This is a genomic window from Xanthobacter autotrophicus, from assembly GCF_030015065.1.
GTDB lineage: Bacteria > Pseudomonadota > Alphaproteobacteria > Rhizobiales > Xanthobacteraceae > Xanthobacter > Xanthobacter autotrophicus_D.
In genome coordinates this window covers 23,795-33,834 of the sequence record NZ_JAIVFN010000044.1, presented here as the reverse complement: position 1 = coordinate 33,834, position 10,040 = coordinate 23,795, and the positions used below count along the sequence as shown (strand labels likewise).

9 protein-coding genes and 1 pseudogene are annotated in these 10,040 nt (G+C 68.5%); 7 read left to right on the top strand and 3 right to left on the bottom strand.

What is annotated here, in order from left to right:
• The 5 genes and pseudogenes from K9U40_RS11085 to lpdA form a co-directional block, all read left to right on the top strand.
• Positions 1–120: pseudogene (locus K9U40_RS11085) on the top strand (succinate--CoA ligase subunit alpha); the annotation flags it as partial.
• 327 nt (positions 121–447) lie between these two features.
• The gene (locus tag K9U40_RS11080; protein ID WP_282890253.1) at positions 448–3,402 is read left to right on the top strand and encodes a 2-oxoglutarate dehydrogenase E1 component; all 2,955 of its coding nucleotides are present in this window, start codon (positions 448–450) and stop codon (positions 3,400–3,402) included.
• A 9-nt stretch (positions 3,403–3,411) separates the two neighbouring features.
• The gene (locus K9U40_RS11075) at positions 3,412–3,753 is read left to right on the top strand and encodes a YciI family protein (protein ID WP_282890252.1); all 342 of its coding nucleotides are present in this window, start codon (positions 3,412–3,414) and stop codon (positions 3,751–3,753) included.
• A 27-nt stretch (positions 3,754–3,780) separates the two neighbouring features.
• The gene (gene odhB, locus K9U40_RS11070) at positions 3,781–5,007 is read left to right on the top strand and encodes a 2-oxoglutarate dehydrogenase complex dihydrolipoyllysine-residue succinyltransferase (RefSeq protein WP_282890251.1); all 1,227 of its coding nucleotides are present in this window, start codon (positions 3,781–3,783) and stop codon (positions 5,005–5,007) included.
• A 240-nt stretch (positions 5,008–5,247) separates the two neighbouring features.
• Positions 5,248–6,651, top strand: coding sequence for a dihydrolipoyl dehydrogenase (lpdA, locus tag K9U40_RS11065; protein ID WP_282890250.1), 1,404 nt, complete (start codon positions 5,248–5,250; stop codon positions 6,649–6,651).
• A gap of 308 nt (positions 6,652–6,959) precedes the next feature.
• Here lpdA and K9U40_RS11060 read toward each other — a convergent pair whose 3' ends face one another.
• Genes K9U40_RS11060 through K9U40_RS11050 form a run of 3 tightly spaced genes read right to left on the bottom strand, consistent with a single transcriptional unit; the run spans position 6,960 to position 8,727 of the window.
• On the bottom strand, positions 6,960–7,235 hold the full coding sequence (locus K9U40_RS11060; protein WP_282890249.1) for a hypothetical protein: 276 nt from the start codon (positions 7,233–7,235) through the stop codon (positions 6,960–6,962).
• 39 nt (positions 7,236–7,274) lie between these two features.
• Complete coding sequence (locus K9U40_RS11055) at positions 7,275–7,709, bottom strand: VOC family protein (protein ID WP_282890248.1); 435 nt, start codon at positions 7,707–7,709, stop codon at positions 7,275–7,277.
• Between the two features lie 31 nt (positions 7,710–7,740).
• Positions 7,741–8,727, bottom strand: coding sequence for a tyrosine recombinase XerC (locus tag K9U40_RS11050; RefSeq protein WP_282890256.1), 987 nt, complete (start codon positions 8,725–8,727; stop codon positions 7,741–7,743).
• Positions 8,728–9,035: 308 nt separating this feature from the next.
• Between K9U40_RS11050 and K9U40_RS11045 the strand changes: the two genes are divergently transcribed.
• Both K9U40_RS11045 and K9U40_RS11040 read left to right on the top strand, forming a co-directional pair.
• The gene (locus tag K9U40_RS11045; protein ID WP_282890247.1) at positions 9,036–9,542 is read left to right on the top strand and encodes a PadR family transcriptional regulator; all 507 of its coding nucleotides are present in this window, start codon (positions 9,036–9,038) and stop codon (positions 9,540–9,542) included.
• Between the two features lie 209 nt (positions 9,543–9,751).
• The gene (locus K9U40_RS11040) at positions 9,752–10,039 is read left to right on the top strand and encodes a helix-turn-helix domain-containing protein (RefSeq protein WP_282890246.1); all 288 of its coding nucleotides are present in this window, start codon (positions 9,752–9,754) and stop codon (positions 10,037–10,039) included.
• The last annotated feature ends 1 nt before the right edge of the window (position 10,040 follow it).

Sequence of the window (10,040 nt, the reverse complement as noted above, 5' to 3'; positions counted from 1 at the left end):
ATCTCCGGCGGCAAGGGCGGCGCCGAGGACAAGATCGCGGCCATGGAGGCGGCGGGCATCCGCGTGTCGCCGTCCCCGGCCCGCCTCGGCAAGACCCTCGTCGAGGTGCTCAAGGGCTGAGCGACTGGGCGCCCCCTTCCGTATAAGAAGGGGGTAGCCCGCCGCGAAGCCGGATACGCCGCGCAATTTCGCCACGAAGTTCGGCGACTGGCGAGCGCGGTTCGGGGACGGCGCCGCGACGGTCTTTCGGCCTGCCGCGGCGCATCCCATCTCATGGTTGTCGAGCACCGCTGCCGAAGGCCGCCACGAGCCTCGCAGGGGTGAAAGGGCGCCCGGCCCCTGGCCGGACGCCGGATTTGTGGCAGACGAGCGGTCCTGGGGCTTCATTTTCAGCGCAAAATGCGCTGAAGGAATGCGAGGCTCCACTGACCATCCGGGAAGAAGCCCATGTCGCGCGCGGAACAGAACGACGTTTTCCTCTCCACCTCCTTCCTCGATGGCGCCAACGCCGCCTGGATCGAGGATCTCTACGCCCGCTACGAAGCCGACCCGAATTCGGTCAGCCCCGACTGGCAGAGCTTCTTCGCGGCGCTGAAGGATGAGCCCGGCCAGGTGATCCAGAATGCGCGCGGCGCCTCCTGGAAGAAGCCGCACTGGCCGGTGCACGCCAATGGCGAACTGGTCTCGGCCATGGACGGCCAGTGGATCGAGGTGGAAAAGGTCATCTCGGACAAGGTGAAGTCCAAGGCGCAGAAGGCGGGCGTCGAATTCTCCGCCACCGAGGTGCAGCAGGCCACCCGCGATTCCGTGAAGGCGCTGATGATGATCCGCGCCTATCGCATGCGCGGCCACCTGCATGCCAATCTCGACCCGCTCGGCCTGACCCCGCCGCGCGAGGCGCCGGAGCTGGATCCCGCCTCCTACGGCTTCTATGAGGCCGACCTCGACCGCAAGATCTTCATCGACCACGTGCTGGGCCTCGAGTTCGCCTCGGTCCGGCAGATGGTGGCGATCCTGCGTCGCACTTATTGCTCCAGCATCGGCGTCGAGTTCATGCACATCTCCTCGCCCGAGGAGAAGGCCTGGATCCAGGAGCGCATCGAGGGTCCCGACAAGGAGGTGACCTTCACCCGCGAGGGCAAGCGCGCCATCCTGAACAAGCTGGTGGAAGCCGAGGGCTTCGAGAAGTTCCTCGATGTGAAGTACACCGGCACCAAGCGCTTCGGCCTCGACGGCGGCGAGAGCCTGATCCCCGCGCTGGAGCAGATCATCAAGCGCGGCGGTAACCTGGGCCTGAAGGAGATCGTGTTCGGCATGGCCCATCGCGGCCGCCTGAACGTGCTCACCCAGGTGATGGGCAAGCCCCACCGCGCCCTGTTCCACGAGTTCAAGGGCGGCTCCTGGGCTCCCGACGACGTGGAGGGCTCCGGCGACGTGAAGTACCACCTCGGTGCCTCGTCGGATCGTGAGTTCGACAACAACAAGGTCCACCTGTCGCTCACCGCCAACCCGTCGCATCTCGAGATCGTGGATCCGGTGGTGCTCGGCAAGGCGCGGGCCAAGCAGGACCAGCTCGGCGACAGCGAGCGCACCAAGGTGCTGCCGCTGCTGCTGCACGGCGATGCCGCCTTCGCCGGCCAGGGCGTGGTGGCCGAGTGCCTCGGCCTGTCGGGCCTGAAGGGCCACCGCACCGGCGGCTCGCTGCACTTCATCATCAACAACCAGATCGGCTTCACCACCAATCCGCGCTACTCGCGCTCCTCGCCCTATCCGTCCGATGTGGCGAAGATGATCGAGGCGCCGATCTTCCACTGCAACGGCGACGATCCGGAATCGGTGGTGTTCTGCGCCAAGGTGGCGACCGAGTTCCGTCAGCGGTTCCACAAGCCGGTCGTCATCGACATGTTCTGCTACCGGCGCTTCGGCCACAATGAGGGCGACGAGCCGGCCTTCACCCAGCCGAAGATGTACAAGGTGATCCGCCAGCACCCGAGCGTGCTCGAGCTCTATACCAAGAAGCTCGAGGCCGAAGGCGTGGTCACCGCCGGCGAGGTGGACACCATGCGCGCGGCGTGGCGCGAGCGCCTGGAGGCCGAGCACGAGGCCGGCCAGGCCTACAAGCCCAACAAGGCCGACTGGCTGGACGGCCGCTGGGCCGGCTTCAAGGCCACCCACGAGGACGACGACCCGCGCCGCGGCAACACCGGCGTGGCCGAGGACGTGCTGAAGGCCATTGGCGAGAAGATCACCAAGGTGCCGGAGGGCTTCCAGCTCCACCGCACCATCCAGCGCTTCCTCGACAACCGGCGCAAGTCCATCGAGGACGGCAAGGGCATCGACTGGGCCACCGGCGAGGCTCTGGCCTTCTCGTCGCTGCTGCTGGAAGGCCATCCCGTGCGCCTCTCCGGCCAGGACGTGGAGCGCGGCACCTTCTCCCAGCGCCATTCGGTGCTGACCGACCAGGAGACCGAGGCGCGCTTCAAGCCCTTCAACCATCTCTCCGAGACCCAGGCCAAGTACGAGGTCATCAACTCGATGCTCTCGGAGGAGGCGGTGCTCGGCTTCGAGTATGGCTATACCCTCTCCGAGCCCAATACCCTGGTGCTCTGGGAAGCGCAGTTCGGCGACTTCGCCAACGGCGCGCAGGTGCTGTTCGACCAGTTCATCTCGTCGGGCGAGCGCAAGTGGCTGCGCATGTCCGGCCTCGTCTGCCTGCTGCCGCACGGCTATGAGGGCCAGGGTCCGGAGCACTCCTCCGCCCGCCTCGAGCGCTACCTGCAGCTCTGCGCCGAGGACAACATGCAGGTGGCGAACTGCTCCACCCCGGCCAATTACTTCCACATCCTGCGCCGCCAGATGAAGCGGGAGTTCCGCAAGCCGCTGATCCTGATGACGCCGAAATCGCTGCTGCGCCACAAGCGGGCGGTGTCCTCGCTGGCCGACATGGTGACCGGAACCACCTTCCACCGGGTGCTCTGGGATGATGCCCAGTCCCATCCGGCGGAGAACGCCATCAAGCTGGTGCCGGACGACAAGATCCGCCGCGTCGTGCTGTGCACGGGCAAGGTCTATTACGACCTGCTGGAAGAGCGCGAGAAGCGCGGCGTGTCGGACGTGTACCTGATGCGCGTGGAGCAGCTTTATCCGTTCCCGCTCAAGACGCTGGTGCAGGAACTCTCGCGCTTCAAGAACGCCGAGGTGTCCTGGTGCCAGGAGGAGCCGAAGAACCAGGGGGCCTGGTCGTTCGTGCAGCCTTATCTGGAGTGGGTTCTGGAGCAGGTGGGCGGCGCCTCCAGGCGTCCGCGCTATGCCGGTCGTCCCGCCTCGGCGGCGACCGCCACGGGCCTCATGTCCAAGCACATGGCCCAGCTCAAGGCCTTCCTCGACGAAGCCCTGGGCTGAGGCGTCGTCATGGCCCACTTCCTCCTGCGCCTCTCCCCGCCGCGTGCCGCCTTCCCGGCGGATGCGACGGCGGCGGAGATGGACGCCATGGCCGCCCACGGCGCCTTCTGGCAGAGCGAGGCCGATCGTGGCGTCGCCCTCGCCGTGGGGCCGGTGGCGGACCCCGCCGGTATCTGGGGCATGGCGTTGGTGGAAGCCGAAGATCAGGACGCGGCGAATGTCCTCGCCGCGCAGGACCCCGTTATTGAGGCAGGGCTGGGCTTCGCCTATGAGGTGATGCCCATCCTGTCGCTCATTCAGCGCCGGGTGGCTGGCCCGGCTGCTGATGCCCAGTCACCTGCCGATAGTTGAGGGAGGCCCCACACAGGGGCGAACGCAATGACCACCGAGATCCGCGTGCCCACCCTGGGCGAGTCCGTTACCGAGGCGACCATCGGCAAGTGGTTCAAGAAGCCCGGCGATGCCGTCAAGGCCGATGAGCCGCTGGTGGAGCTCGAGACCGACAAGGTGACGGTCGAGGTGCCCGCTCCCGCCGCAGGCGTCCTGGCCGAGATCGTGGCCAAGGACGGCGACACGGTGGGCGTCGGCGCCCTGCTCGGCTCCATCGGCGGCGACGGTGCCGCTGTCGCTCCGGCTCCCGCCGCCGCCGCTCCGGCTCCCGCCGCTGCGGCCCCTGCGCCGGCTCCCGTTGCGGCGCCTGCCGCTGCTGCCGCGTCCGGCGCCAACGGCCCGGCCGTGGGCCGCATCGCCGCCGAGGGCGGCGTTGATCCGTCGGGCGTCGCCGGTTCCGGCAAGGATGGCCGCGTCACCAAGGGTGACATGCTGGCCGCCATCGCAGCCGGCGCCGCCGCTGCTCCCGCTGCCGCCCCGGTCGCGGCGCGCGCGCCCTCGGTCCCCGGCGATGCGGTGCGCGAGGAGCGGGTCAAGATGACCAAGCTGCGCCAGACCATCGCGCGGCGCCTGAAGGATGCGCAGAATACCGCGGCCATGCTCACCACGTTCAACGACGTGGACATGACCGCCGTGATGAGCCTGCGCGCCCAGTTCAAGGATGCGTTCGAGAAGAAGCACGGCACCAAGCTCGGCTTCATGGGCTTCTTCACCAAGGCGGTCATCGCCGCCCTGAAGGACCTGCCCGCGGTGAATGCCGAAATCGACGGCCAGGACCTCGTCTACAAGAACTACTACAACATCGGCATCGCGGTGGGCACCGAGAAGGGCCTCGTGGTTCCGGTGGTGCGTGACGCCGACCAGCTCTCGGTGGCGGAGATCGAGAAGGCCATCGCCGGCTTCGGCAAGAAGGCGCGCGACGGCAAGCTCGGCATCGAGGAGATGCAGGGCGGCACCTTCACCATCACCAATGGCGGCATCTACGGCTCGCTGATGTCCACCCCCATCCTCAATGCGCCGCAGTCGGGCATCCTCGGCATGCACCGCATCGAGGAGCGCCCGGTGGCCATCAAGGGCCAGGTGGTGATCCGCCCCATGATGTACCTCGCCCTCTCCTACGACCACCGCATCGTCGACGGCCGCGAGGCCGTGACCTTCCTGGTGCGCGTCAAGGAGACCCTGGAGGATCCCGCGCGGCTCGTGCTGGATCTGTGAGGATCGTGCCAGGAGCCCGCTCCACAAAGCGGGCTCCCGGTTCTTCGGGACCCTGCCGAAACCGACTGCCTCGACCGGTGCGGCGGCTTGAACGTGCGGCGCCACGCAACCAAGGTTCCAGCCTCCCGGGCTTGGAAGTGGACTTAAATCACCTCGAATGGAGCCGGTCGGTCGGACGCGTCATTGATGCGGTCCCGGATCATGGGCGGCGGCTTTACTTGAGGTCCGGAGACTAAAGCGATGTCCTACGATCTCACCGTCATCGGTACCGGCCCCGGCGGCTATGTGTGTGCCATTCGCGCGGCCCAGCTCGGCCTCAAGGTGGCCGTGGTGGAGAAGCGCGGCACCCATGGCGGCACCTGCCTCAATGTGGGCTGCATCCCCTCGAAGGCGCTGCTCTACGCCTCCGAGCTGTTCGAGGAAGCCGGCCACAAGTTCGGCGAGATGGGCATCGGCGTCCCGGCCCCCAAGCTCGACCTGAAGGCCATGCTCGCCTTCAAGGACAAGGGCGTGGACGGCAATGTGAAGGGCGTCGAGTTCCTGCTGAAGAAGAACAAGGTCGACGTCTATATGGGCGTGGCTAAGATCCTCGGCACCGGCAAGGTCGAGGTGACACTGAACGCCGACGGCAAGGTCGAGGTGCTGGAGACCAAGAACATCGTCATCGCCACCGGCTCGGACGTGGCGCCGCTGCCGGGCGTGACCATCGACGAGCAGCGCATCGTCTCCTCCACCGGCGCGCTGTCGCTGCCGAAGGTGCCGGGCAAGCTGCTGGTGGTGGGCGCCGGCGTCATCGGCCTGGAGCTGGGCTCGGTGTGGCGCCGCCTCGGCGCGCAGGTGACGGTGGTGGAATTCCTCGACCGCATCCTGCCCGGCATGGACAGCGACGTGGCCAAGAGCTTCCAGCGCATCCTCGACAAGCAGGGCTTCGCCTTCAAGCTCGGCACCAAGGTCACCGGTGTGGACACCTCGGGCAAGACCCTGAAGGTGTCGGTGGAGCCGGCGGCCGGTGGCGCGGCCGAGGTGATCGAGGCGGACGTGGTGCTGGTGGCCATCGGCCGCATTCCCTATACCGCGGGCCTCGGCCTCGAAGAGGCCGGCGTCGCCAAGGACCCGCGTGGCCGGGTGGTCACGGACCATCACTTCGCCACCAACGTGCCGGGCATCTATGCCATCGGCGACGTGATCGTCGGCCCCATGCTCGCCCACAAGGCCGAGGATGAGGGCGTGGCGCTGGCGGAGCTGCTGGCCGGCAAGGCCGGGCACGTGAACTATGACGTGATCCCCGGCGTGGTCTACACCTTCCCGGAGGTGGCGTCGGTCGGCAAGACCGAGGACGACCTGAAGGCCGCGGGCGTGGCCTACAAGGTGGGCAAGTTCCCCTTCACCGCCAACGGCCGCACCAAGGTGAACAACACCACGGACGGCTTCGTGAAGATCATTGCGGACGCCGCCACCGACAAGGTGCTGGGCGCCCACATCATCGGCCCCGAGGCCGGCGAGATGATCCACGAATGCGCCGTGCTCATGGAGTTCGGCGGCTCGTCGGAAGACCTCGCCCGCACCTGCCATGCCCATCCCACCCGCTCGGAAGCGGTGAAGGAAGCGGCCATGGCCGTGGAAAAGCGCGCCATCCACATGTGAGGCCAGCGGCACCGATCCTCGACCGGTGCCGGAAGGGCTTCGCTCAATCGCCACGCAGGCACCCGAGGCCGGTGAGCCCCGCTCACCGGCCTTTGCTATTGGATCGACCAAAACGGCTGGCACCCATTCGGTTCGAGGAGTCGATCCAGAACTCAATGAGCTGTGCCTGCGCTCCGGTCCTGGGCCGGGGCGCAGGCCGGGCGGTCCGCGAAGAAGGCCTGATCTCCAGAAAAAAGCCCTCCGGCTTGAGGCCGGAGGGCAATGGAGGTCCCTTGAAGATGGTGATCGCCTGAAACAGAACCCGCTTGTCAGCCACCCTTCGGTGTGACGGGCGTGCTCGCGGTCGTGGTCGTCGCGCCGGACGACGCATTGGTCATGCCGGCGCAGCCCGCGCCGCCCGCAAAGGCGGGAGCGGTGCCGGCAAGCAGGGTCAGGGCGCACAAGGTGAAAGCCATCCGCTTCATCTCTTTCTCCTGGCCTTTCATCGGGGGGCACGCGGAAATTAAGCCATGGACCGGCTGCGGCGCGAACCCTCCCTCGGTCGCGATCCGATCACGATCCCGCGCACCCTTGAGCGCAGCCATGGCGCCATCGCCGGCCGGCGCCCGGCGGGCGCGCAGCCCTCAGACGTACGTCACCGCCTCGATGCGCCAGCCGTCCGGGTCCTGCAGGAAGGCGGCGTAATAGCCCGGCCCATACTGGGGCCGCAGGCCCGGCGCGCCGTAATCGGTCCCGCCGGCGGCAAGCCCCGCCGCATGGAAGGCGGCGACGGCGGCCTCATCCGGCGCGCAGAAGGCGATGTGCGTGCCCGGCGGCGGGGAAACCGGCTCCTCGCGCAGCTGCACCCAGAACGGCGCGGCGCCGATGGCGCCCTCCGGGGCGGGGATTGTGCCCGGCGGCCCCCAGCAGGCGGAGGCGCCCTCCGGCTCGTCATAATCGGCCACCCGCACCAGGCCCAGCGGCGCCAGCACGGCATCGTAGAAGCGCACCGCGCGCGGCAGGTCCACGGTGGTGATGGACAGATGCTCGATGACCGGGCGGACGGGCGGGAAGCTCATGCGGTCTCCTTTCAGGCGGCTCGACGCTGCATCACGTGTCCGACGCGCCGGAGCGCGGATGGGCCGAGCGCCAGGCGGCCATCAGCGCGGTGGTGTCCACCTCGGTGTAGATCTGCGTGGTGGAGAGCGAGGCGTGGCCCAATAGCTCCTGGATGGCGCGGATCTCCCCGCCGCGCGACAGCAGGTGCGTGGCGAAGGCATGGCGCAAAGCGTGGGGCGTGGCGCTCTGCGGCAGGCCGAGGGCGCCGCGCATGCGCTCCACCGCCAGCTGGACGATGCGCGGCGAGAGCGGCCCGCCCCGCGTGCCGCGAAACAACGGCCCCTCCGGCCCGAGGGCGTGGGGGCAGATGGCGCGGTATTCGGCGATGGACCGGCGCACCGGCGCGATGAGCGGGACCATGCGCGTCTTGCGCCCCTTGCCGGTGACGGTGATGGCTTCGGCGTCCGGCGGCACGTCGCGGGATGTCAGGCCCAGGGCTTCCGAGATGCGCAGCCCCGCCCCGTAGAGCAAGGCGATGACCGCCGCGTCGCGCGCCAGCACCCAGGGCTCGCGATCCTCCCCGGCGCGGGTGGCGGGATCGGACAGGGCGCGGGCGGCGGCGACCGGGACGGGCTTGGGCAGGCTGCGCGGCACCTTGGGCGCGCGCACGGCGGTGAGGGCCCCCACCTTGCCCAACCCCTCCCGCTCCAGGTGCCGGCCGAAGGAGCGCGCGGCGGCGAGCAGGCGCACCAGCGTGCGCGGCGCCACCCCGTCCGCCCGGCGGGCGGCGAGCACGGCGCGCACGTCGGCGGGGGTGAGGGCGGCGAGATCGCTCAGGCCCGGGCGCATGCCGAGATGATCGGTGAGGCGCAACAGCACCACGGAGAGGTCGCGGGCATAGGCTTCCAGGGTCTTGGCCGAAAGCCGGCGCTCGTGGGCGAGGCGGGCGAGCCAGGCCTCGACGGCCGCGCCCACGTCCGGCGTCACGGCGCCGAGCAGGCCGTGGGCGGCGCGGGCGGCTTTCTGCTCATCGCTCATGGCCATGGACGCACTCCGGAGACAGGCGCCTCCAGTTCTGGACGCGCGCCCTTCAAAAAAACCTGAACGGGAACCGCCACCATGCTCTTGCGTTTCAGATATATCGAACGATATAAACCGTATCGTTGTATCTTACGACATATCTTAGGAGACGAATGATGTTTGGATGCAGACGTGACGGACACCATGGCGGCGAACGCGGCCAGCGGGGGGACTGGGACGAGATGCGGCATGCCGGCGGCCCGGGCCGCGGCGGGGAATTCGGCGGCCATCGCGGTGGCGGCCGTGGCGGACGGGGCGGCGGTGACATGTTCCGCATCGGCCGCATGCTGGCGCAGGGCGACCTGAAGCTGCTGGCCCTGTCGCTCATCGCAGAGCAGCCGCGGCACGGCTACGAGATCATCAAGGTGATCGAGGAGAAGACCGCGGGCTGGTATTCGCCGAGCCCGGGCGTGGTCTATCCGACCCTCACCTTCCTGGAGGAGACCGGCTACGTGACCTCGGAGGCGGACGGTGCGAAGAAGCGCTATGCCATCACCGAGGAGGGCCGCACCCATCTCGCCGAGAACCGCGACTTCGCCGATGCCATCATCGGACGCCTGTCGGAGATCGGCCTCAGGATGGGCCGGGTGCGCAAGTGGATGGGCTGGAGCGAGAGCGGCCCGAGCCAAGGCGCCGAGCTGCCCCGCCTCGTGGAAGCCGCCCTCGAGAACCTGCGGGACGTGTCCCAGCAGAAGCTGGAGGCCAATCGCGGCGCCGAGACGCGGATCGTCGAGATCCTCGCCCGCGCGGCCAACGACATCCGCGAGGCGTGATCCCCGCTCCTGCATGGTCGCGGTCGGTTGATCGCGACCATGCCCGCGTCATCACAGGCGGCACGTGTCCCTGATACGATGCGGCATCCGCATCGGCGGGGCATGGCTCCGACTTTATGATGTCCTGTACATCATAAGTGATGCTTGAATGATGAATAGGGGAGGCGTAAGCAGGAGAAGTCACGCTCCACGCTTCCCTTTTGGTCGCCATGATCACTGCCGCCCAGCTTCGCGCCGCCCGGGCCCTTCTCGGCCTGGACCAGCGCGCGCTCGCGGCCTTGAGCGGCCTCTCCTTGCCCACCATCCAGCGCATGGAAGCGAGCGACGGCGTCATCCGCGGCAATGTGGATTCGCTCATGAAGCTGGTGGGCGGGCTGGAGGCGGCGGGCGTCGAGCTCATCGGCGAAGGTGCCGTCAGCGAGGCCGGCGGCGGACGCGGCGTGCGCCTGCGTGTCCCGCCGCCCGGGTCCGCGTGGCGCCCGGCGGGGGAGGAATAGG

Excerpts from the sequence above, each read along its gene's own strand:
- K9U40_RS11075 (WP_282890252.1), top strand. The coding sequence starts at position 3,412 with ATGGCCCACTTCCTCCTGCGCCTCTCCCCGCCGCGTGCCGCCTTCCCG.
- K9U40_RS11045 (WP_282890247.1), top strand. The coding sequence starts at position 9,036 with ATGTTCCGCATCGGCCGCATGCTGGCGCAGGGCGACCTGAAGCTGCTG.
- K9U40_RS11060 (WP_282890249.1), bottom strand. The coding sequence starts at position 7,235 with ATGGCTGCGCTCAAGGGTGCGCGGGATCGTGATCGGATCGCGACCGAG.
- K9U40_RS11055 (WP_282890248.1), bottom strand. The coding sequence starts at position 7,709 with ATGAGCTTCCCGCCCGTCCGCCCGGTCATCGAGCATCTGTCCATCACC.
- odhB (WP_282890251.1), top strand. The coding sequence starts at position 3,781 with ATGACCACCGAGATCCGCGTGCCCACCCTGGGCGAGTCCGTTACCGAG.
- K9U40_RS11040 (WP_282890246.1), top strand. The coding sequence starts at position 9,752 with ATGATCACTGCCGCCCAGCTTCGCGCCGCCCGGGCCCTTCTCGGCCTG.
- lpdA (WP_282890250.1), top strand. The coding sequence starts at position 5,248 with ATGTCCTACGATCTCACCGTCATCGGTACCGGCCCCGGCGGCTATGTG.
- K9U40_RS11080 (WP_282890253.1), top strand. The coding sequence starts at position 448 with ATGTCGCGCGCGGAACAGAACGACGTTTTCCTCTCCACCTCCTTCCTC.
- K9U40_RS11050 (WP_282890256.1), bottom strand. The coding sequence starts at position 8,727 with ATGAGCGATGAGCAGAAAGCCGCCCGCGCCGCCCACGGCCTGCTCGGC.